17 protein-coding genes are annotated in these 23,918 nt (G+C 38.1%); 14 read left to right on the top strand and 3 right to left on the bottom strand.

Annotation, left to right across the window (positions count from 1 at the left end):
* The first annotated feature begins 112 nt into the window (after nt 1-112).
* From ACSBRB_RS04005 to ACSBRB_RS03975, 7 genes are all read left to right on the top strand, one after another.
* On the top strand, nt 113-691 hold the full coding sequence (locus ACSBRB_RS04005; RefSeq protein ID WP_435031717.1) for a TVP38/TMEM64 family protein: 579 nt from the start codon (nt 113-115) through the stop codon (nt 689-691).
* Between the two features lie 4 nt (nt 692-695).
* Nucleotides 696-1,220 carry a signal peptidase I gene (gene lepB / locus ACSBRB_RS04000; protein ID WP_435031716.1) on the top strand — a complete coding sequence of 175 codons (525 nt, stop codon included), beginning with the start codon at nt 696-698 and terminating at the stop codon, nt 1,218-1,220.
* A 10-nt stretch (nt 1,221-1,230) separates the two neighbouring features.
* Nucleotides 1,231-1,809 (top strand): signal peptidase I, encoded by a 579-nt coding sequence (lepB, locus tag ACSBRB_RS03995; RefSeq protein WP_435031715.1) that lies wholly within the window; start codon nt 1,231-1,233, stop codon nt 1,807-1,809.
* A gap of 148 nt (nt 1,810-1,957) precedes the next feature.
* Entirely contained in the window at nt 1,958-5,443 is a 3,486-nt protein-coding gene (gene addB / locus ACSBRB_RS03990; RefSeq protein ID WP_435031714.1) for a helicase-exonuclease AddAB subunit AddB, read from the top strand.
* Nucleotides 5,421-9,077, top strand: a complete 3,657-nt coding sequence (gene addA, locus ACSBRB_RS03985) for a helicase-exonuclease AddAB subunit AddA (protein WP_435031713.1) — start codon at nt 5,421-5,423, stop codon at nt 9,075-9,077. The genes addB and addA overlap by 23 nt, the downstream gene beginning before the upstream one ends.
* A gap of 256 nt (nt 9,078-9,333) precedes the next feature.
* Complete coding sequence (locus ACSBRB_RS03980) at nt 9,334-10,236, top strand: fumarylacetoacetate hydrolase family protein (RefSeq protein WP_435031712.1); 903 nt, start codon at nt 9,334-9,336, stop codon at nt 10,234-10,236.
* 222 nt (nt 10,237-10,458) lie between these two features.
* Entirely contained in the window at nt 10,459-10,845 is a 387-nt protein-coding gene (locus ACSBRB_RS03975) for a YisL family protein (RefSeq protein WP_107392357.1), read from the top strand.
* A 45-nt stretch (nt 10,846-10,890) separates the two neighbouring features.
* On the opposite strand, the gene ACSBRB_RS03970 is transcribed toward ACSBRB_RS03975, so the two are convergent.
* A complete protein-coding gene (locus ACSBRB_RS03970; protein WP_435031711.1) occupies nt 10,891-12,213 on the bottom strand; it encodes a CoA-disulfide reductase in 1,323 nt (440 codons plus the stop codon).
* Between the two features lie 51 nt (nt 12,214-12,264).
* Nucleotides 12,265-13,101 carry a Cof-type HAD-IIB family hydrolase gene (locus ACSBRB_RS03965; RefSeq protein ID WP_435031710.1) on the bottom strand — a complete coding sequence of 279 codons (837 nt, stop codon included), beginning with the start codon at nt 13,099-13,101 and terminating at the stop codon, nt 12,265-12,267.
* 111 nt (nt 13,102-13,212) lie between these two features.
* Between ACSBRB_RS03965 and ACSBRB_RS03960 the strand changes: the two genes are divergently transcribed.
* The 3 genes from ACSBRB_RS03960 to clpB all read left to right on the top strand — a co-directional run bounded on the left by ACSBRB_RS03960 (nt 13,213) and on the right by clpB (nt 18,461).
* On the top strand, nt 13,213-13,521 hold the full coding sequence (locus ACSBRB_RS03960) for a metal-sulfur cluster assembly factor (protein ID WP_435031709.1): 309 nt from the start codon (nt 13,213-13,215) through the stop codon (nt 13,519-13,521).
* 281 nt (nt 13,522-13,802) lie between these two features.
* On the top strand, nt 13,803-15,608 hold the full coding sequence (locus ACSBRB_RS03955) for an acyltransferase family protein (RefSeq protein WP_435031708.1): 1,806 nt from the start codon (nt 13,803-13,805) through the stop codon (nt 15,606-15,608).
* Nucleotides 15,609-15,848: 240 nt separating this feature from the next.
* On the top strand, nt 15,849-18,461 hold the full coding sequence (clpB, locus tag ACSBRB_RS03950) for an ATP-dependent chaperone ClpB (RefSeq protein WP_435031707.1): 2,613 nt from the start codon (nt 15,849-15,851) through the stop codon (nt 18,459-18,461).
* Nucleotides 18,462-18,630: 169 nt separating this feature from the next.
* Here clpB and ACSBRB_RS03945 read toward each other — a convergent pair whose 3' ends face one another.
* Complete coding sequence (locus tag ACSBRB_RS03945) at nt 18,631-18,819, bottom strand: DUF2929 family protein (RefSeq protein ID WP_059106455.1); 189 nt, start codon at nt 18,817-18,819, stop codon at nt 18,631-18,633.
* Nucleotides 18,820-19,124: 305 nt separating this feature from the next.
* Here ACSBRB_RS03945 and ACSBRB_RS03940 point away from each other — a divergent pair, with 305 nt between their 5' ends.
* The 4 genes from ACSBRB_RS03940 (at nt 19,125) to opp3C (ending at nt 23,903) form a co-directional block, all read left to right on the top strand.
* A complete protein-coding gene (locus tag ACSBRB_RS03940) occupies nt 19,125-20,066 on the top strand; it encodes a beta-ketoacyl-ACP synthase III (protein ID WP_435031706.1) in 942 nt (313 codons plus the stop codon).
* 11 nt (nt 20,067-20,077) lie between these two features.
* Nucleotides 20,078-21,322, top strand: coding sequence for a beta-ketoacyl-ACP synthase II (gene fabF / locus ACSBRB_RS03935; RefSeq protein WP_435031705.1), 1,245 nt, complete (start codon nt 20,078-20,080; stop codon nt 21,320-21,322).
* A gap of 593 nt (nt 21,323-21,915) precedes the next feature.
* Complete coding sequence (opp3b, locus tag ACSBRB_RS03930) at nt 21,916-22,842, top strand: oligopeptide ABC transporter permease (protein WP_107392498.1); 927 nt, start codon at nt 21,916-21,918, stop codon at nt 22,840-22,842.
* A complete protein-coding gene (gene opp3C / locus ACSBRB_RS03925; RefSeq protein WP_435031704.1) occupies nt 22,842-23,903 on the top strand; it encodes an oligopeptide ABC transporter permease in 1,062 nt (353 codons plus the stop codon). Before opp3b ends, opp3C begins: the two co-directional genes overlap by 1 nt.
* Nucleotides 23,904-23,918: the final 15 nt, after the last annotated feature.

Raw genomic sequence — 23,918 nt, 5'->3', positions numbered from 1 at the left:
TCTTCTTCATTTTATGTTCTCGTACCTCAGACTGATTTTATGCAATAGTATTTCAATTGAGTAGGTACTTCTATATAATATGACTTACATGGAACAGCGAGGATGAACTGAGATGGACACAATCAATACATGGTTTGAATATTTTGAACAACTTGGGCCATTGAAATATATTTTTGGCTTTTTATTACCCTTTATAGAAAATTTTATACCTATCCTACCGATCATCGCATTTGTCATTTTTAATGTGAATGCCTATGGATTCTGGATCGGCGTATTGCTTGCGTGGCTCGGTATTGTCACGGGGAGTTACATTGTTTTTGTGATATTTAGAAAGTTCTCGAACAGTAAGTTCATGACAAAATTAAAACAACGACAATCTGTAAAACGGTTAATTCATTTTATTGATCGCAATGGGATTGTTCCGATTTTTATCTTATTGAGCTTTCCTTTTACCCCGAGTTCGCTCATCAATATTGTCGCAAGTATTTCACATATAAAGTCACATTATTATATATGGGCGCTTTGTATTTCAAAATTGATCATGGTGAGTATCGTTGGATTTTTGGGTAAAGATATACGTACCTTCTTTACTGATCCGACACGACTCATTATCTCTATTGTTGTGATCATCGCAGTATGGATTGTAGGACGTAAGATAGAACAACATTATATGCATGCTTCAGAGGAGTGACGAAGTGAGACGAATAATAAAACATTTGCTTTCTATTATCATTGCGCTTATCATTGTACTGTTACTTCAAGCGCTGGTAATCAGTGGAGCGGTCGTTCCGAATTCGCAAATGACACCGACACTTCAGAAGGATGATCGCGTGATAGTCAATAAAGCAAAAGTATTGATTAATCAGCTTGATACTGGAGATGTCATCGTTTATAGACAAGATGGAAAATTAAAAATGAGTAGAGTCATTGGTAAACCTGGTGAATCAGTGGTATATGAAAAGGGTCAACTTTACATAGATGATAAACAGGTAGATGAACCTTATATCGATCACAATAACATTCAATCGTTAGCGCTGAGAGATTTATCCGGTTCTGAAGGCGATATCGTGCAGCCGAATGCGTATTTTGTGTTGAATGATGATCGAAGTCGTAAGGCAGATTCAAGATCATACGGTTTTATTCAGAGAAAAGATATTGTGGGAAGTGTTACATTACGCTATTACCCATTTGAACAATTTAAGTTTGATTTTAATAGATGAGGTGTGAATTGTGAAAAAAGAAATAACTGAATGGATTGTCGCCATAGGTGTTGCCTTAATCATTTTAGCTTTAGTAGTCAATTTTGTTGGGAAAAGTTATACCATCAAAGGGGACTCTATGGATCCTACATTGAAGGATGGCGAACGCGTTATCGTCAACATGATAGGTTATAACTTAGGTGGACTTGAAAAAGGTAATGTGATTGTGTTTCATGCGGATCAATCTTCTGATTATGTGAAACGTGTTATCGGTATGCCTGGTGATAAAGTGGAATACAAAAAAGACCAACTTTATGTGAATGATAAAAAGGTTGAAGAACCATACTTAGATTACAACAAGAAACGTAAACAAGTTGAGTACATTACTGCAAATGAGTTAGATGTCAGCAGTTTACCTAATTCGAATGGTGAGGAAAAAATTCCTAAAGGAAAATTACTTGTACTCGGAGATAACCGTGAAGTCAGTAAAGACAGTCGCTCATTTGGATTAATTAATGAAGACCAGGTGGTTGGTAAAGTTTCATTTAGATACTGGCCACTGAGCGAATTTAAAGTGAACTTCAATCCAGATACGAACTACGGCAGTTAATCATAAGAATTAAAGTAGAAGGCTAGGACATTCAAGTGTTCTAGCCTTTTTTCTAACTGATTAAATAAGTTAACACGTTCATTATTCCAACTGTTATCTCGCACAGCCTGTCGTGTGTTAAAATAAAAGTTAAGAAAGGGGAAATTATATGGAACTTCATGCCTATCTCGGGCGCGCAGGAACTGGGAAATCCCATGAAATGCTCGAGGAAATTACATCTAAAATGTTACAAGATCCTTTAGGTGATCCCATTGTCATCATCGCCCCTACGCAAAATACGTTCCAGCTTGAACAATATTTTGTCAATAACCCCGAACTGAATGGTAGCTTACGTACAGAAGTACTCCACTTTGAACGATTAAGTCACCGTATTTTCCAAGAGGTGGGAGGATTAACAGAACAACCCTTGACTAAAGCTGCGACTGAGATGATGATTTATGATTTATTACAACAACATCAATCAGAATTAAACCTCTATCAATCTCAAGTGAAATATTATGGTTTTAGCGAGAAATTATATGAACAAATCCAAGATTTCAAGCGCTATGCTGTGACACCTGAAGCGATCCAATCCTTTACTGAAGAGACACCCCTACAGACGAGAACGAAAGATAAACTACAAGATATCGCATTGATTTATCAATATTTAGAAGCGCGAATTGATGGGGAATATGTATCTCCAGAAGATAGCTTACAGCGCTTTATTGAAATGATGCCTAAATCAGATTGGTTAGCCCATACTGAAATTTACATTGATGGATTCCATAACTTTTCAACATTGGAATATCAAATGATCGAACAACTGACACGCTGTGCGAAAAGCGTTACGATTGCTTTAACCACAGATGGAGACAAAGATCCATTTAGTCTGTTCCGTAAACCGACAGAAACACTAACACAAATTGAAGAAATCGCGGATAAACTCGGCATTCCATTACATACAAAGCGATTCAAAGCACCACAACGTTTTCAACAACAAGCCCTTACACATTTAGAACAATCATTTGATGCATTACAGTTTGAACCTTCTGCACAACATGAAGGTGTTCAGGTGTTAGAATCATCTTCTATGCGAGAAGAAGTGAATGAAATTGCGAGACGCATTTTGAAAGAAAATCGAGAATATGGACGTCGTTATCAAGATATTGCGATATTGTACCGAGATGACACCTATGCGCAATTGTTAGAATCCATTTTGCCGCAGTATGATATCCCGTATCACATCGATGTGAAACAATCGATGACGTACCATCCGGTCATGGAAATGTTACGTTCACTCATTGAAGTGATCCAGACAAAATGGCAATTTGACCCATTAATGCGCTTATTTAAAACCGATGTACTGACACAAAAATTTTCTAACAGTCAGTATCTCATAGACTTGCTTGAAAACTTCGTGCTCGAACGTGGTATCTATGGTGCACGCTGGCTAGATGAGCGTTACTTTAACGTCGAGCAATTTAACCGTATGGGTAGAAAACAACAAACGTTAACAGATGACTTACGTAACACGTATGAACATGTCATTCAGCTAAAAGACGATGTGATACAAAAAGTATTATATGTAGAGAACCAAATGAAGGATTGTCATGATGCAACAGCTTTTGCGACTGCATTTTATGAAGCATTAGAACATTTTGAACTTCCGAACCAATTGATGACAGAACGTGATCGTTATGAGTTAGAAGGAGAAACACGGAAAGCAGAAGAAATCGATCAGATTTGGAATGGATTAATACAAACCCTTGATGATATGGTTGCAGTCTTTGGTGAACAAGAAATGACACAGCAACATTTCTTAGAGCTCTTTGATATTGGTTTAGAGCAGCTCGAGTTCAACATGATTCCACAAACATTAGACCAGGTCAGCATTGGTACGATGGATCTTGCTAAAGTGGATAATAAAGCGCATGTGTACCTTGTAGGTATGAATGATGGGGTACTCCCACAAACCGTCACACCTTCTAGTCTCATTACAGATGAAGAGAAGAAATCGTTTGAAACGCATGCAGATATTGAATTGAGCCCAACGTCAGATGTCTTACAAATGGATGAAGCCTTTGTCTGCTATATCGCGATGACACGTAGTAAAAATGCAGTGACTTTCTCCTATAGTTTGATGGGTACCAGCAATGATGAAAAAGAAATCAGTCCATTTTTAACTCAAATCATTGAGTTATTCAGCGGATTAACTGTAAACAATATCAATCACCAACATCAAGCGAACCCGCTAACACTAATGGAACATCCGCATCAAACAAAAATCGCATTATTCGAAGCATTGAAAGCATGGCTAGATGAAGAGATCGTCGCTGATAGTTGGTTGGATACGTATCAAGTGATGCGTGATGATAACCGTCTCAATGAGGGGCTTGATTATCTACTGACCGCATTAACTTATGATAATGAGACTGTTCGACTTTCTAACAACTTGGCTGAACAGTTGTATGGTAAGACGATGAACGCCAGTGTGTCTCGTTTCGAAGGCTACCAAGAATGTCCTTTCAAACACTATGCGTCACATGGTTTGCGATTAAACGAACGGACGAAATACAAGCTTGAAAACTTTGATCTCGGTGATATTTTCCACCAAGTCTTGCGTTTCATTTCTGAAAAAGTAGAAGGAAACTTTAAACAGTTAACGCGCAAACAAATGCAACAACTTACTGCTGAAGCATTAGAAACGATCCTACCGACTGTACAATTTAATTTGTTAAATTCATCCGCATATTATCGCTATCTATCACAAAAAATCGGTACGATCGTTGAGACGACGTTAACGGCATTACAATATCAAGGCAGTCATTCTAAATTTAAACCTGAACGTTTTGAAACTGGATTTAGAAGAAAACCACGCAATCCTCAAGAATTACAGTCCGTCCCATTGAAAACGTCTCAAGGTATTCCAATTAATATTCGAGGACAAATTGACAGGATTGATACGTATACCGATCAAGATGAAAGTTTCGTCAATATCGTTGACTATAAATCATCTTCAGGTAGTGCATCACTAGACCTTACAAAAGTGTTCTATGGTAGACAGATGCAAATGGTGACATATATGGACATTGTGCTACAAAATAAACAACGTCTTGGCTTAAGAGATTTTACTAAACCAGGAGGTATGTTGTATTTCCATGTCCATGAACCACGTTTAGATTTAGCGTGGAATGAGCTCGATGAGACGAAACGCAATCAAAAATTCCTCCAATCTTTCAAATTGAGTGGTTTGGTGAATGAAGATCCGACTGTTTTAGAAGCGGTAGACACGCGCCTAGAACCAAGCTTCAAATCAGACATCGTACCAGTAGGGTTGAAAAAAGATGGTACTGCGAATGCGAACAGTCAGGTGACAGATGAACAAACGATCTATAAATTAATTCAACACAATAAACGCAATTTCATCGATATCGCATCACAAATTATGGATGGCCATACCGAAGTGGCACCAATGAAATACGACGATAAATTACCGTGTGAATTTTGTAGCTTTAAACCGGTTTGTCATGTGGACGGCATGATCGATAGTAAACGTTATCGCACCGTGGACGAATCGATTGATCCACTTAAAGCAATTCAAGAAATCAAACTAGAAGGAGAGGAGGCAGACGATGGCACCCACGATTCCAACTAAGCCAGCAGATGTGCAATGGACTGATAACCAATGGAAAAGTATCTACGCGAAAGGTCAAGATACACTTGTTGCAGCGGCTGCAGGTTCTGGTAAAACCGCTGTCCTTGTAGAACGCATTATTCAACGCATTATTAACGATGGGATAGACGTAGAACGTTTACTCGTGGTGACGTTTACGAATGCCAGTGCGCGTGAGATGAAACAACGTGTAGAAGCACGAATTCAACAGGCTTCATTAGAACATCCTGATAATGAACATTTAAAAAATCAACGCATTAAAATACATCAAGCACAGATTTCTACATTACACAGCTTTTGTTTGAAAATGATCCAACAACATTATGATGTGTTGGATATTGATCCTAATTTTAGAACGAGTAGTGAAGCAGAAAATGTGTTGTTATTAGAACAAACCATCGATGAAGTGTTAGAACATCATTATGATCTTCTAGATCCTGACTTTGTTGATTTAACCGAGCAACTTTCGTCAGACCGTAACGATGATCAACTCAGATCGATGATTAAATCACTGTATTATTTCAGTGTAGCTAATCCTGCACCATTTCAATGGTTAGAGCAACTGTCGGAGCCCTATGAAAATGCCGACCAGCAACAACAGCTAGGACAATTATTAAATGATACGGCAATGGTATTTATGAACGCAGCGATGGAATCACTGAAACAAAGCTATGATTTGTTCCACATGTTAGAAGAAACAGATAAACAAATCGCTGTCGTCGAAGAAGAACTCGCCTTTATGCAACAAGTGATGGAAGGGCCTGTCTTAGATAGCGCACGGATTGCGCAACATACGATGGGACGTTTTCCTCAGAAGACGAAGAAAATTAGAGAAGCAAACGAATCGATGTTAGATACGTATGATGATGCGAAAGGACACTTTGATGACTATAAAAAATGGCTTGAAAAAGTACAAGTCGATTATTTTTCTCGTTCTATGGATGCGTTAATTGAAGAAATGCAACGCTTGGCACCCCGAGTACGTTATCTCGCACGCGTAACCACAGATGTCATTCGTAAGTTTGGTCAGAAGAAACGGTCACGCAACATCTTAGATTTCTCGGATTATGAACACTTTGCGCTAAGTGTGCTCACTAAGCAAGATGGTGAACCCTCAATGATTGCTGAGGAATATCGCAGTCATTTTGAAGAAGTGCTTGTCGATGAATATCAAGATACGAACCGTGTGCAAGAAAAGATTCTGTCTTGTATTAAACGTGGCACTGAAACAGATGGTAATTTATTTATGGTGGGTGACGTTAAACAATCCATTTATAAATTTAGACAAGCCGATCCTAGTTTGTTCATTGAAAAATATAATCGCTTTACAACAGAAGGTGATCAATCAGGATTGCGCATTGATTTGTCTCAAAACTTCCGCTCTCGAAAAGAAGTGCTCACTACAACCAACTACTTATTTAAACACATGATGGATCCAGCGGTTGGAGAGATTGAGTATGATGACGCAGCGCAACTTTATTATAGTGCAGCTTTTGATGATGCAGCGAGACCGGTTGAACTCAATTTATTAGTTGAAGATCAGGAGAATGATCTTACTGGCGCAGAACAAGAAGCAGACTACATTGCGCAACAAGTGGAAGATATTATGGCGAATCGCACGGTTTATGATACGAAACAACAGCAATATCGCAAACCTACTTATAAAGATATCGTCATTTTAGAACGGAGTTACGGTGAAGCCCGTGATTTACAACAAGCGTTTAAAGATCATAATATTCCATTTCATGTGAACAGTAAGGCAGGTTACTTTGAACAACCTGAAGTCCAATTGATCTTGTCATTTTTACGTACGATAGATAATCCATTACAAGATATTTATCTCGTGGGTCTGATGCGTTCTGTCATTTATCAGTTTACAGAAGATGAGCTTGCAGCGATTCGTATTGTCAGTCCGAATGACGCGTATTTCTATCAATCGATGGCTAACTATATGGCAAGTGAGCAAGCCAACACTACCTTAGTAGATAAATTACAGCGATTTTTAGATGACATTGACCATTATCAACAATTAAGTCAGAAAATGCCGGTCTATCGTCTGATCGAGCGATTCTACAATGATCACTACGTGGTTCAGTACTTCAGCGGAATCATCGGTGGGCGTAATCGTCGAGCAAATCTATATGGCCTATTAAATAAAGCCATCGAATTTGAAGATTCTAGCTTCCGTGGTTTATATCAATTTATTCGTTTTATCGATGAGTTGATTGAACGCGGGAAAGATTTCGGTGAGGAAAATATGGTCGGTCCAAATGATGACGTCGTGCGCATGATGACGATTCATAGTAGTAAAGGATTAGAATTTCCATTTGTCATCTATGGTGGTTTGTCTAAGTCCTTTACGAGAAGGGATTTAAGTAAACCCATCATCCTGAACCAAAAATACGGAATGGGTATGAAGTATTTTGATGTAGATCAGAAATTAACGTATCCTTCACTCGCCTCAGTGACCTTTAAAGCCATTGCAGAAAAAGAAATGATTTCTGAAGAGATGCGTCTCATCTATGTGGCATGCACACGTGCGAAAGAACAGCTCATATTAGTCGGGCGCACCAAAGATGAACAAGAAATTGATAAATGGGTGAAAAAACCGGTCTCAAGAGATAAGCTTCCAGTGAGTTTACGGTTAACAGCCAAACGTCCGATAGATATGATTTATCCTATTTTAGCTAAACACCAAAACCCTTCATTACCACTGTCGTTACGCTTTGAACAACATATCGATGATGTCGATGCACATATGCGACCAGCTGTTCAAATACAAACGGCTTATTTTGAAGATATGCACCAAACAGATGATGGAGCGTCAAACGAAACACGCACAGTATCAGATATTGAACATGCTGATGATGGGGACGATGTGTTAAAACAACAAATCAACGACCAATTAACGTATCAATACCCATATGAATCAGATACTGTGAAGCCTTCTAAGCAGTCAGTGTCAGAATTGAAACGCCAATTAGAAACAGAAGAAGCCGGCACCAATTACGATCGTGTGCGCCAATATCGTGTCGGGTATGCGTCATATGAAAGACCTCAGTTCATGAGTCAGCACAAACGACGTCGAGCAAATGAAGTCGGTACGTTAATGCATTTTGTCATGCAACATTTACCATTCGTTGAAGGTGGTTATAACGCATCATCACTCGATGCTTATATCGATACAATGATTGAAAGACAATTGCTTCAACCTGAGGATAAAAAAGATATTAGTTACGAAGATATTATTTATTTCACACATACTTCACTTTATGATCGCATCGTTCATAGTGATGCGATTTATCTAGAATTACCATTTGTCGTCAATGAAGCGAAAGTTGATCAACTTGATGATACAAGTGGAGATGTCTCTATTATTCAAGGGATGATTGACCTTATCTTTGTGGAAGATGGAAAATATAACTTTGTCGATTATAAGACAGACGTCTTTAACCGCAGAAGAGGTATGACAGACGAAGAAATTGGTGAACAGCTGCGTCAACGTTATCAAATCCAAATGACGTATTATCGCAATACGTTAGAAACGATACTAGGTCAAGAAGTTCATGGTTACTTATACTTCTTCAAATTTGGTCAGTTATCGATTGATGAGTAAGATGGAAACATTTCATTGATAGGGAGAAAAAGGGAAAACACGAGTTTTGTAATGACGAGATAAAAACGATGGGGATAAACCTGACATTTTTATCTCACCCTTTTAAAACCTATTGATTGAGCTGTTTTTAATATATGTACTTCTGATACACTTTGACGTACGAATTTTTAGAAATTTCGGTACTTATTTATTTGTGATTTACCTAGAACTATAGTTATAATATGAATAATATACAGATGAGGAGCTGAAACAATTTATGAAATTCTTATCATTTAAACATAATGATCAGACATCTTTTGGAGTAAAAGTGAAACGCGAAGAAGCGGCTTGGGATTTAACCAAAGTGTTTGCAGATTTTGCAGAAGGTGAATTCAATCCTAAAACTTTACTCGAAGGCTTACAACAAAATCAGTTGATTGATTTTCAAGAACAAGTTCGTAAAGCAGTGGTCGCAGCAGAAGGCAGCGGTAAAGGTGAAGATTATAAAGTTCAATTCGCAGACATCGAATTCTTACCACCGGTTACACCAACGAACAATGTGATCGCATTTGGTCGTAACTATGAAGCCCATGCAGATGAGTTAAACCATGAGGTACAACGACTTTATGTGTTTACAAAAGCAGCTTCATCATTAACAGGGGATAATGCCACAATCCCTAACCATCAAGATATTACTGACCAATTAGACTATGAAGGTGAACTTGGAATCGTCATCGGTAAGTCTGGTGAGAAAATTCCTAAAGGATTAGCACTCGATTATGTTTATGGATATACCATCATCAATGATATTACAGATCGTAAAGCGCAAAAAGCACAAGATCAAGCTTTCTTATCAAAAAGTTTAATAGGGGGTTGCCCTATGGGTCCTTACATCGTAACCAAAGATGAACTCCCTACACCTGAAGATGTGAATATCGTGACTAAAGTCAATAACGACATCCGACAAGATGGTAATACAAGTCAAATGATTTTAAAAATTGATGAGTTAATCGAAGCGATTTCTAAGTACGTTGCACTCCATCCAGGTGATATCATTGCGACAGGTACGCCAGCAGGTGTTGGCGCAGGTATGGACGAACCCCAATACCTTCAACCTGGGGATGAAGTCAAAGTAACGATCGATAATATCGGTACATTAACGAACTATATAGCTGAATAATCAATCATATATTTATATATAAGTGGGATGGGGCAAACCATTCCACTTTTTAAATGGGTATATGAAAGGAGCATTGAATAGTTGAATAAAGGAGAGAAATAATGCCTTATCGTGATAGAGACGCCGTTCTTTTGAAAATCAACGCTAAATTGATTATACTAGTATGAGCAATTCAATCATTAGATGTTCATGTTGAAAATGAGATTGACTGGGGGGAATACATTGATACATCTACACATTACGAGCTGGGTCTTATTAATTATCTTATTCTTAGTAAGTTATTACTTCTACTCAGCAAAAGATGGCGCATCAAAAGTCGCAACAATCTTACATATGATTGCAAGACTCATGATGGTGTTCGTACTGTTTACAGGATTCTGGCTATTGATTCAAGCTTTCACGGGCCAAAGCGGTACGCACATGTTACTTACACTGAAAATGGTAGGCGGTGTAGCAGTCGTTGCACTGATGGAAATTACACTTACTAAACGCAAAAAAGGTCAAAATGCGATGGCACTCTTCTGGAGTTCCATTGTTGTGACAATTATTACTATTGCATTAGGTGTGATCTTACCATGGGGTCCAATCACAAAAATGTTCGGCCTCTAATAAGAAAAAGCGCAAGTATACCCAACACGTATACTTGCGCTTATTTTATTTATTGCTTGCTTTATAGCCAATCATATTAATTAAATCTTTTGGATGACTATATGGTGGGGCATAGGTTACTTCAAATTCAGTCAGTTCATCTACCGTCATTTGGTTTTGCATAGCCATAGACAACACATCAATACGTTTATCTACGCCCTCTTCACCAACAGCAGCTGCTCTAATAATTTTACGCGTTCCTTTTTCAAAGTAAACACGTAGATGAATCTCAGTATTTCCTGGGTAATATCCAGCATGCGCCCCTTGCTTCACTTCCACAACTTCATAGTCAAAATCATCTAAAGCTTGTGGATTAACGCCGACACTCGCAAAAGTATAGTCGAAGAATTTCACAATATTGCTTCCTAAGTAACCTTTAAAGGTGATTCGATCGTCACCTGCGAGCTGTTGCGCAATAATGGAGGCTGCTCGATGTGCGCCCCAAGCTAAAGGAACGTGTGCAGGATAATCAACATGACGATAATGAGATGTAATGATATCACCTAACGCATAGATGTTAGGTATATTCGTTTGAAAACGTTCATTGACTGGAATGTAGCCATTGTCATCCATCTCGATACCAGAATCCTGGATAAATTGGGAATTCGGTTTAACACCGACTCCTTCGATAATCATGTCATATTGTGCAGAAGTACCTGATTTGAAATAAACCGTATGGCCTTCAACAGATGAGACTTCTTCATTTAAATAGTAGGGGATATCGCGTTCTTCTAATGCATCTAAGATAGGTTGATTCATGTCTTGATCCATTAATTTATTAATATTCTCTGAACGGTGAATCATCGTCGGTTGAACGCCACGCGCGTATAAGTTTTCTAATACTTCTAAACTGATGTAGCCAGCACCAATCACGAGTGCGTTTTTCACATTGTTGGTCGTGATGTAATCCACAATCGCGTCTGTATCTTCCATATTACGGAGTGTAAAAGCCATCTCGCTATCGAGGCCGAGATCATTGGCGCTACAACCTGGACTTAAAATCAACGTATCGTACGTGGTTGTGAACGTTTCATCATCTTGTCGATTATGCACAGAAACACGATTGTTGTGTGTATCTATCCCAGTGACTTCATGATAAGTATATACTTTGACACCTTTATTATCGTAGAATATTTCGGGCGTCAGTGGCAGTAAGTCATCGCGTTCTTTAACGACGTCACCGATATAATAAGGCAAGCCGCAATTTGCGAAACTCATGTCACGATTTTTTTCGTAAATGATAATCTCGCTCTCTGAGTCTATGCGTCTAATTTGACTCGCGACGGTCGCACCGCCAGCAACTGCACCTACGATTACGATTCTATTCATCATTCATCCTCCAATCATTCACTTTATTGACACTGTTTTTCTGCCAAAACGTTAGCTATATTTCGGCTCTTCATAAGACATGTTTAAATCGAAAAAGGCGTTCAAATAACGTCCGATACCATCTTCATTGTTATTGTATGTGACGTGATCTCCCATTTCTTTTAAAGAGTCGAGACCATTATCCATTACGATGCCATGTCTTGCGTATTTAATCATGTCGATATCGTTATCTTCATCACCAAAAGCTATGATTTGGTTGCGATCGATATTTAAGTAATCTTTGACGTATTCAATCCCACGTGCTTTATTGATTCCTTTATTAACAATTTCGATGACAGGGAACGGAGAACCCCAGCGTCGATGTTCGATATTTTCAGCGTAAAATTGTGTCAGCATGCGTTTGATTTCAACCATGATGCTTTCTTCAGCTTCTACTAATATAGAAGTCGGTGCTTGTTTTATATTCGTTAACAAATTGCCAACCTCAATCTTTGGATTTCCCATTGAAAAGCCGTCAAACAGACGTTGGTCATAGTTGTCTATGTATACGTGATCTTTAATTTCAGCGATGATATTTGAAACACCAAAATCTTTGAGCGATTCAATAATGCTGGTAGCGATGCCCGTATCGAGCGTTTCATGCATCGTTTCAAAAGAAGGATCTTGCGGGTGGTGGACATACGCCCCGTTAAAATTAACAACCGGCGTCGTCATATTGAGGGCTTGATAATACTGTTTACAAGCACGGAAAGGGCGGCCGGTAGCAATCATCAGTTGATGGCCTTCTGAGCGTAGTCGCTGTAATACAGCTTTCGTATAAGGAGAAATGGTTTTTTCGTCATTCAAAAGTGTGCCGTCTAAGTCAAGGCAAATCAAATATGGTTTCATAAGTGCCCCCTACGTTGTTTTTTAGATGTATGAATATCATAGCATTTTATTGGCGTTTTGTAAGATATTTGATATATTGTTATTAACATGTTTTGCCAGGGGGTGAAATAAATGGAGGAAGCTTTAAAGGACAACATTCTAGGTGCTTTAGAGATGGTAATTGACCCTGAAATTGGTATTGATATAGTCAATTTAGGTTTAGTATATAAAGTAAATCTTGATGATGATGGTATATGTAATGTAGAAATGACTTTAACTTCAATAGGCTGCCCACTCGGACCACAGCTCATTAACCAAGTTAAAATGGTGTTAGCAGAAATACCTGAAATACAAGATACTGAAGTGAAGATTGTATGGGATCCACCATGGAATAAAGATATGATGTCACGATACGCTAAAATCGCTTTAGGTATCGGTTAACACAATGTATATTTATTAATTAAAGACTAAATGATGGGATGATGAACGTCATCGATCATTTAGTCTTTTTTATGTCTGATGAATTTGAGGATGAACTCCAACCTTGACTAAGCCTTTCTATATCACTGTTTCGCCAGAAGATACATACCACAAAATGTTTGACCCTATATACTAAAATCATTGCAGTTATGTTACAAAAGGATTAAAATTATAATGATTGAAAGCATATTTACACCAAAAAGATTGGAGATTATTAATTTAGAAAAGAGAGTATGTGAAACATGAATAATAAGGTTAATACGAAGAGATATATGCCCGGTCTCGATGGCTTAAGAGCAATTGCAGTCATTGGGATTATTATATATCACTTGAATAAAAAGTGGTTGACTGGGGGATTTTTAGGGGTAGATACATTTTTTGTTATCTCTGCTTATCTTATTACAAGCTTGTTATTAAAAGAATATCAGGAAACTGGTACAATCCAACTTAAAGCATTTTGGTTAAGACGTGTTAAACGGTTGATACCAGCCGTATTCGTGATGGTAGGTGTTGTGATTGTTGCAACGCTTATTTTTAAACCTGCAGAAATCGTGAACATTAAACACGACGCCATCGCTGCAGTCGTCTACCTTTCTAACTGGTGGTATATCGCTACAGATGTAAATTATTTCGACCAATTTGCATTTACACCACTCAAACATCTTTGGTCATTAGCGATCGAAGAACAATTCTACATCTTTTTTCCGTTAGTCTTAGTATTATTATTAATATTCGTTAAAAAGCCTAAAAATATCACGTTGATTTTTTGGATGATTTCATTGATTTCTTTATTCATCATGATCATTCTAGCTGGACCGCACACGGGTCATTCCAGAGTCTACTTCGGTACTGACACGCGCTTACAAACGTTGTTACTCGGTGTCATCTTAGCATTTTTATGGCCACCATTTAGACTGAAATCACGTGTACCCAATGGATTAAGATTGGGATTAGATTTGATTGGACTTGGTAGCTTAGCTGGACTCATTATCTTGTTCTTTGTAGTCAATGATGATCAACCTTGGATTTATAACGGTGGTTTTTATTTAATTTCTACACTGACATTATTGATTATTGCGAGTGCGGTGTTACCTTCAGGTGGATTTGCACATCTCTTAGGTAATCGGGTATTTGTTTACATAGGTAAACGCTCATATAGTTTATACTTATGGCATTTCCCAGTGATTAGTTTCATTCATTCTTACTATGTAAGTGGCCAAATACCAGCCTATGTGTATGTGATTGATATCTTAGTTACGGTGGTCATGGCAGAGTTATCTTATCATTATGTTGAAACGCCGATACGTCGACACGGTTTGAAAGCATTCAGCTTGAAACGACAATATAGAACACCGTTACTTAGAACGCTAGTATTATTGTTGTTTTTCGTTCCAGCTATCTTCGTATTTGCGGGCGCATTCGATAGTTTAGGAAAAGAAGATACTGCGAATAAACCGACGACATTTAATACGTCAGAAATAGAAAATAGAATTGTAAAACCAATTCCTATTGATGATGCAGTACGTGATAAGGTAGGGCTCAAACATGATAAGAAAGAAGAGCCTAACACGGATTTACAACCATTGATGATCGGCGATTCGGTCATGGTAGATATCGGTAGCGAAGTTAAGAATAAACTTCCAAGAGCCAAAATTGATGGTCAAGTTGGTAGAAATCTCTACGACGTCCCAACGATTGTCAACGAACATTACAAGGATTATCACGGCAAGTCAAACCAAGTAGTGTTAGAGCTTGGTACAAATGGTGACTTCACGAAAGGTCAGTTAAATGAATTGATTGATCAATTTGGTCAAGCACAAATCTATCTTGTAACGACGCGGGTACCACGTGAATATGAAAGTCATGTCAATCAACTCATGCATGAAGCTGCTGACAAACATGATCATGTGCACGTCGTCGATTGGTATGCACGATCAGAAGGACACACTGAATACTTTGCACCAGACGGTATTCACTTGGAACCAGGTGGCGTTCGTGCTTTAACTGATGAAATCGTCAAAGCCTTAGAATCCCAACAAAAACACTAGTTCATGGACTTTTAAAGAAGCGATAAGAGATATACGGTAGTTAAACTGAGAAGCGTCATATCAAGGTTTACACCGTTTATCAAACTTATCGCTTTTATTAATTATTTTTCTTGAAAAAATGAAGCTTAACTGTTGATTCTTCATCTAAAAAGGACTACAATATAATTAAGGTCAAAGAAAGTCAAAGTCAAAAGATACCATTTACTTTGATCAGATGATTGATAAATGAGGTGAAGCAATTTGGATGTAAATCAAATGACTTACAAAGTTCAAGAGAGCTTACAAAAAGCAATTGGACTTGCCCAAACCTATGAAAATCAAAATATTGAAATCGAAGCAGTATTAAAAGCTGCACTAGAAGAAAATGAAAGTTTATTTAACAGTATATTAGAAAGAGCGAATATAGACACCGAAGCACTCGGCCAAAGCTATGCAGATAAACTCAAAAATTATCCTACCGTACAAGTAGATAACGTACAATACGGACAATATATCAGTCCGAAAGTAAACGAATTATTTAATAAAGCCGAATCTTATATGTCATCCTATGAAGATGAATACATTTCAATGGAACATTTACTACTAGCAGCAAATGATATCGATGACACAACAAAACAATACATCGGTAATAAATTAGAAGTTGTCAAAGAAATTATTAATAAAGTCAGAGGGGGAAATCACGTGACATCACAAAATCCAGAAGTGAATTACGAAGCTTTAGAAAAATATGGCCGTGACTTAGTCGAAGAATTTCGCCAAGGCAACATGGACCCCGTTATTGGACGTGATGAAGAAATCAGAAATGCGATTCGTATATTGAGTCGAAAAACGAAAAATAATCCTGTCCTTATTGGTGAACCTGGTGTAGGTAAAACGGCCATTGTTGAAGGTCTAGCACAACGTATCGTAAGAAAAGACGTTCCAGAATCATTACTTGATAAAACAATCTTCGAATTAGATTTAAGTGCCATGGTTGCTGGTGCGAAATATCGTGGTGAATTTGAAGAACGCTTAAAAGCAGTATTGAAAGAAGTTAAAGAATCCGATGGACGCATTATTTTATTCATCGACGAAATTCACATGTTAGTTGGTGCAGGTAAAACAGAAGGTTCTATGGACGCCGGAAACATGTTGAAACCGATGTTAGCACGCGGTGAATTACACTGTATCGGTGCCACAACATTAAATGAATACAGAGAAAACATTGAAAAAGACTCTGCATTGGAACGTCGTTTCCAAAAAGTTCAAGTCAGTGAACCGAATGTAGAAGATACCATTTCTATCTTACGTGGCTTAAAAGAACGCTACGAAGTCTATCATGGTGTACGTATTCAAGACCGTGCATTAGTCGCTGCAGCTGAACTTTCTGATCGCTACATTACTGATAGATTCTTACCAGATAAAGCGATTGACTTAGTCGACCAAGCTTGTGCAACGATCCGTACAGAAATGGGTTCTAACCCTACAGAATTAGACCAAGTCAACCGTCGTGTCATGCAGTTACAAATTGAAGAAAGTGCATTGAAAAATGAATCAGATAATGCAAGTAAACAACGCTTACAAGAACTACAAGAAGAACTTTCAAACGAAAAAGAAAAACAAGCTGAAATTCAATCTCGCGTAGATCAAGAAAAAGATAAAATCAGCGCACTTCAAGATAAACGTACAGAATTAGATGAAAGCAGAAAAGCATTAGAAGACGCTGAAAACAACTATGATTTAGAAAAAGCAGCTGAATTACAACACGGTAAAATTCCTCAATTAGAAAAAGAATTACGAGAATTAGAAGATGCGTTCCAAGATGAACAACCTGATGGTCAAGATCGCATCATTCGCGAAGTAGTTTCAGATGAAGAAATCGGCGATATCGTCAGCTCTTGGACAGGTATCCCTGTATCTAAACTCGTTGAAACTGAAAGAGAAAAACTATTGAATCTCTCAGATATTTTACACGAACGTGTCGTAGGCCAAGATAAAGCGGTCGACCTCGTTTCAGATGCGGTTGTGAGAGCACGTGCAGGTATCAAAGATCCAAATAGACCGATTGGTAGCTTCCTCTTCTTAGGTCCTACTGGTGTCGGTAAAACAGAACTCGCGAAATCACTCGCATCTACACTCTTCGATTCTGAAAAACATATGATTCGTATCGATATGAGTGAATATATGGAAAAACATTCTGTCTCTCGTTTAATCGGAGCGCCTCCAGGCTATGTAGGTCATGATGAAGGAGGTCAATTAACAGAAGCGGTGCGTCGTAATCCATATTCAGTCATTCTATTAGATGAAATTGAAAAAGCGCATACGGATGTGTTTAACGTACTACTTCAAATCTTGGATGAAGGTCGTTTAACAGATTCCCAAGGTAGAAGCGTCGACTTTAAAAATACAATCATTATCATGACAAGTAATATCGGATCAGAAATCTTACTTGAAAATGTGAAAGATAGCGGTGTAATTACTGAAAATACAGAACAAGCAGTCATGGCGAATGTGAACGAATACTTCAAACCAGAAATATTAAACCGTATGGATGACATCGTCCTCTTCAAACCGTTAACTGTAGACGATATGAGCTTAATTGTAGATAAAGTGGTCACACAACTTAACATTCGCTTGATGGATCAACGTATTTCTATCGACGTATCAGACAAAGCGAAGAAATGGTTGGGCGAAGAAGCTTATGAACCACAATTCGGTGCAAGACCATTGAAACGTTTTGTACAACGCCAAATCGAAACACCACTTGCACGTCGTATGATTAGAGAAGATATGCCAGAAGGTACGACGGTCAAAATTGATTTAACAGATGATGGTTTAACATTTGATCAAATCGAACCAGAAACTGTGCAATAAGTGAGCGGAATCGTGCATAAAATTAAATAGTATTTTAGTATATAAGCTGTCGGTAAATGAATCTCGTTTACCGGCAGTTTTTTATATTCGTGAGCAATAAAAAAAGCACTTTAACGTAATCTCAAATATAGATCCATCGTTAAAGTGCTTACTTTTTTCGTCAAATTCGTTATTTGTTATATGAGCCAGATTTAGCTTTAATGGCTAGATCGAATAATCCAACAAAGATTGTGAAAACAACTGCCATAACTACGGGCACAACTAGGTTAAGTGGACCGCCACCGTTAAGACTGTTGAGAACAAAACCAACCATTTCAAGTAAAAGGACAGCCCAAACAAATACCATGATGTATTTCATAGGGATATGCCTCCAATTTTTATACTATATAGTATTATTATAAAAGTCTGAACGCTAAATAGCAAGGTGCGCAAGCCGTTGGAATTTAACAAATTTGTGCCTTCTCATTTATTATTATGTATATGAATTGCACCTCTTCCCGTGATCGTGGGGGGAAAAGTGTTAGAAGAGACTCTAAAGATTTGGAAACATTTGCGTTAACCTATCATTATAAGGGGGATAGTTCTTGTATTATAAAGAATTTTTATGTTAAATTAATACCTGGTATTAAATAATAAATATTAAATTAAGAAGGTGTACGACCCGTGAATATAGGTATAAAAGGATTTGGCGTATATGCACCTGAAAGAGTAGTGGATAACGCCTACTTTGAATCATTCTTAGATACATCAGATGAATGGATTTCTAAAATGACCGGTATTAAAGAAAGACGTTGGGCAGCAGAAGACGAAGATACTTCTGACATGGCTTATAAAGCAAGTTTGAAAGCAATTGAAGACGCAGGCATTGAAGCAACTGATATTGATATGATTCTCGTTGCGACTTCTACAGGGGATTATGCGTTCCCAACTGTAGCAAATATGTTGCAACACAAATTAGGCATTGATAAAGTAGCTTCAATGGATCAGCTTGCAGCTTGCAGTGGCTTTATGTATTCATTGATCAACGCAAAACAATTTATTCAATCAGGCGATTATCACAATATACTTGTAGTCGGAGCTGATAAACTATCTAAAATCACAGATCTTTCTGATCGCTCAACTGCAGTCCTCTTTGGTGATGGTGCAGGTGCAGCCATACTTGGTGAAGTATCAGAAGGTCGCGGTATTTTAAGTTATGAACTCGGCTCAGATGGCAGCGGCGGTAAACATTTATATCTAAATCCAGAAAACGGTAAAATATTTATGAACGGTCGGGAAGTGTTCAAATTCGCAGTGCGCATTATGAACGAAGCTTCATCTAAAGCGATCGATAAAGCAAATATCTCACCAGATGACATCGATATGTTTATTCCTCACCAAGCGAATATTCGTATCATGGAATCTGCGCGCCAACGCATTGGCTTACCTGAAGAAAAAATGAGTGTGTCAGTGAACCGCTATGGTAATACATCAGCGGCATCAATTCCGTTAAGTATTGCTCAAGAACTCGAAAACGGTAAAATCAAAGACGATGATACACTCGTATTAGTAGGTTTTGGTGGTGGCCTAACTTGGGGCGCCGTAACATTGAGATGGGGAAAATAGGAGGATAAGACATGAGCAAAGAACAGCGTGTTGTAATCACAGGTGTCGGCGCGTTATCTCCAATTGGTAACGACGCACACACAACATGGGAAAGTGCATTAAAAGGTGTGAATGGGATCGACACCATCACACGTGTAAGTACAGATGATTTCAATGTTCACTTAGCAGGTGAATTGAAAGACTTTAATGTAGAAGATTATATTGATAAAAAAGAAGCTCGTCGTATGGACCGTTTCACTCAATACGCAGTTGTTGCGGCAAGACAAGCAGTTGAAGATGCGAAATTAGACATCAATGAAGACACAGCTGACCGTGTCGGAGTGTGGATTGGTTCAGGTATCGGAGGCATGGAAACATTTGAATATGCCCACAACCAATTATTAAAACGTGGTCCACGTCGTGTGAGTCCGTTCTTCGTACCGATGTTAATTCCAGATATGGCTACAGGACAAGTCTCTATCGATTTAGGTGCTAAAGGTCCTAACGGTGCGACAGTTACAGCCTGTGCTACAGGTACAAACTCAATCGGTGAAGCATTCAAAATCGTTCAACGCGGTGATGCAGATGCGATGATTACTGGTGGTACAGAAGCACCAATCACACATATGGCAATAGCAGGATTCAGTGCGAGCCGTGCTTTATCAACAAATGAAGACAAAGAAACTGCATGCCGTCCATTCTCAGAAGGACGTGACGGTTTCATCATGGGTGAAGGTGCCGGTATCGTAGTCATTGAATCACTTGAATCTGCTAAAAAACGTGGTGCAACCATTTATGCTGAACTTGTTGGTTATGGTTCAACAGGTGATGCTTATCATATCACTGCTCCAGCGTCAGAAGGTGAAGGCGGTGCACGTGCAATGCAAGCTGCTTTAGATGATGCTGGCATTACTGCAGAAGACGTGCAATACTTAAACGCCCACGGTACAAGTACGCCAGTCGGTGACTTAACCGAAGTTCAAGCAATCAAACATACATTTGGCTCAGCGGCCCAATCACTTAAAGTAAGTTCTACAAAATCTATGACAGGTCACTTACTCGGTGGTACAGGTGGTCTAGAAGCCATCTTCTCAGCACTTTCTATTAGAGATAGTAAAGTCGCCCCAACCATTCATGCAGATCATCAAGATCCTGAATGTGATTTAGATATCGTGCCAAATGAAGCCCAAGATTTAGATATTACTTATGCGATGAGTAACAGTCTTGGCTTTGGTGGTCACAATGCCGTATTGGTACTTAAAAAATACGAAGACTAATTGCTATGTTTTTTAAAATAAGACATGTTGTCATGTGAATTCAAAGCATGTACTTTAATATAAATTAATCAAATATCCCCACTGTTGTGAGAGATTTACTCTGACAGCAGTGGGGTATTTTTTGTGAAAATCTATGTATTTTAAGTATCTTTTGTTATTTAAAACCCACGTCATTAGGTTAAATATTTATAAGAATAGATATCATATTTGATTTTAGAAAAAAGTGAAAGTGATCATTTAAGTGAGAACTTACATGTTTTGAAATAAAAATGTAAAGAAAGAATTTCCCCTTTTTCTCTAATTAAGTATACTTTTGGCAGGAATATTCAAAAAATCATCCGTTATTGCACATAAACAGATAAACCCTTACAATTTTTAAACATACACTCAATATAATAAATATTATTATATCTACCTTACTTATTTATAATAATGTAGTTTCAGCTTAATCAATAAACTTAAATAAAATTTTTAGATACTACAAAAGAATAAAAAAGTCAATATTGATTATCTGATTTTCAATAGGTATAATATTATTAAATATTTCTGAATATTTTAAAAGGAATGTTTATTGTGAAAAGGGGGATGGATATATGCTTAGATATGTTTTAAAACGTATAGGTTATATGGTGGTTTCTCTATTTATCATCATGACCATTACTTTTTTTCTCATGAAATTGATGCCTGGTTCACCGTTTAACGATGAAAAGTTAACACCAGATCAAAAAGCAATCGTGAATGAAAAGTATGGATTGAATGATCCAGTCATTATTCAATATGTGAATTACGTCAAGAATATCGTGACTGGGGACTTTGGGAACTCATTCCAATATAATAACCAACCTGTTTGGGATCTCATCAGTCCGAGATTAATACCATCGATCGAAATGGGAATCGCTGCGATGGTTATCGGCGTGATATTAGGACTTATTCTCGGCGTGGCAGCAGCAACCAAACAAAATACATGGGTAGATTATTCAGCCACAGTGATTTCTGTTATTGCTGTTTCAGTACCATCATTCGTGTTAGCTGTGTTACTCCAATATGTGTTCGCAGTTAAATTAGAATGGGTACCTGTCGCAGGATGGGAAGGTTTTTCAACGGCTATTCTACCGTCACTGGCACTTTCTGCGGTCGTCTTAGCCACAGTTGCACGTTATATTCGTGCTGAAATGATAGAAGTGCTCAGCTCTGACTACATACTACTCGCTAGAGCAAAAGGGAACTCTACAATGCGCGTATTATTCGGTCATGCATTACGTAACGCATTGATACCGGTTATTACAATCATCGTACCGATGCTCGCAAGCATTTTAACAGGGACATTAACCATTGAAAATATTTTCGGTGTACCTGGTTTAGGGGATCAATTCGTAAGATCTATACAAACGAATGATTTCCCAGTCATCATGGCTACGACACTACTCTTCAGCACACTCTTTATCGTATCTATTTTTATCGTGGATATTTTATACGGTGTGATTGATCCAAGAATTCGATTGCAAGGGGGTAAAAAATAATGACAAAAGATAAATTTAACGACGAAATGGAGCCCTCCAATGCAGTCATGACACATACGGCTGAAACATTAACTGAATCAGATTTTGTGCGAAGTGACTATGATATTGAAAAGGAACCAGAAATGCAACGTGAAAGTAAGAGTTTCTGGCAAGACGCTTGGTTACAACTGAAACAAAATAAATTAGCCATTGTAGGACTGATCGGTTTAGTATTAATCATCATCTTAGCTTTAGTGGGTCCGTTATTGAGTAATCATACTTACGAAGAACAAAATATTGAACATCGTAACTTACCAGCAAAAGTACCGGTCTTAGACAAAGTACCATTCTTGCCATTTAACGGAGAAGGTACAGAAGGGGGCGCATATGAAGCGGCTGGAGCTAAAGAAAATTATTGGTTTGGGACAGACCAACTCGGCCGTGATTTATGGTCTAGAACTTGGCAAGGCGCGCAAGTTTCACTCTTCATTGGTGTCATTGCAGCGTTACTCGATATTTTTATCGGAGTCGTCTATGGTGCGATTTCTGGATTCTTCGGGGGTCGGCTCGATGATATCATGCAGCGTATCATTGAAATCATCGCTTCAATACCGAATTTGATTATTGTTATTTTATTTGTACTCATTTTTGAACCCTCTATTTGGACCATTATTTTAGCGATGTCTATTACAGGCTGGATCGGTATGAGCCGTGTTGTACGAGGAGAATTCTTAAAATTAAAAAATCAAGAATTCGTACTCGCATCACGTACACTTGGTACATCTAACATGAAACAAATTTTCAAACACATTTTACCGAATGCGCTAGGACCTATCGTGGTTACGTCAATGTTTACCGTACCGAATGCGATATTCTTCGAGGCATTCTTAAGCTTCATCGGTATCGGGGTACCAGCACCTAGAACATCACTGGGTTCTTTAGTGAACGATGGCAGACAAATGTTACTCATTCATCCACATGAATTGTTTATACCAGCAGCCATCTTAAGCTTACTCATTCTATTTTTCTATCTATTTAGCGATGGCTTACGAGATGCATTCGATCCGAAAATGCGTAAATAACAAAGGGGTGAAAGG

Origin of the sequence: Staphylococcus auricularis (genome assembly GCF_051172115.1) — a bacterium.
GTDB classification, from domain to species: Bacteria; Bacillota; Bacilli; order Staphylococcales; family Staphylococcaceae; genus Staphylococcus; species Staphylococcus auricularis_A.
Note: the sequence above shows the minus strand (reverse complement) of the source record. Positions and strands in the feature narration are given on the sequence as shown.

What these genes read in the sequence shown, in the direction of transcription:
- ACSBRB_RS04005 (WP_435031717.1), top strand. Translation starts at nt 113, where the DNA reads ATGGACACAATCAATACATGGTTTGAATATTTTGAACAACTTGGGCCA.
- addB (WP_435031714.1), top strand. Translation starts at nt 1,958, where the DNA reads ATGGAACTTCATGCCTATCTCGGGCGCGCAGGAACTGGGAAATCCCAT.
- addA (WP_435031713.1), top strand. Translation starts at nt 5,421, where the DNA reads ATGGCACCCACGATTCCAACTAAGCCAGCAGATGTGCAATGGACTGAT.
- ACSBRB_RS03980 (WP_435031712.1), top strand. Translation starts at nt 9,334, where the DNA reads ATGAAATTCTTATCATTTAAACATAATGATCAGACATCTTTTGGAGTA.
- ACSBRB_RS03970 (WP_435031711.1), bottom strand. Translation starts at nt 12,213, where the DNA reads ATGAATAGAATCGTAATCGTAGGTGCAGTTGCTGGCGGTGCGACCGTC.
- ACSBRB_RS03965 (WP_435031710.1), bottom strand. Translation starts at nt 13,101, where the DNA reads ATGAAACCATATTTGATTTGCCTTGACTTAGACGGCACACTTTTGAAT.
- ACSBRB_RS03960 (WP_435031709.1), top strand. Translation starts at nt 13,213, where the DNA reads ATGGAGGAAGCTTTAAAGGACAACATTCTAGGTGCTTTAGAGATGGTA.
- ACSBRB_RS03955 (WP_435031708.1), top strand. Translation starts at nt 13,803, where the DNA reads ATGAATAATAAGGTTAATACGAAGAGATATATGCCCGGTCTCGATGGC.
- ACSBRB_RS03945 (WP_059106455.1), bottom strand. Translation starts at nt 18,819, where the DNA reads ATGAAATACATCATGGTATTTGTTTGGGCTGTCCTTTTACTTGAAATG.
- fabF (WP_435031705.1), top strand. Translation starts at nt 20,078, where the DNA reads ATGAGCAAAGAACAGCGTGTTGTAATCACAGGTGTCGGCGCGTTATCT.
- opp3b (WP_107392498.1), top strand. Translation starts at nt 21,916, where the DNA reads ATGCTTAGATATGTTTTAAAACGTATAGGTTATATGGTGGTTTCTCTA.
- opp3C (WP_435031704.1), top strand. Translation starts at nt 22,842, where the DNA reads ATGACAAAAGATAAATTTAACGACGAAATGGAGCCCTCCAATGCAGTC.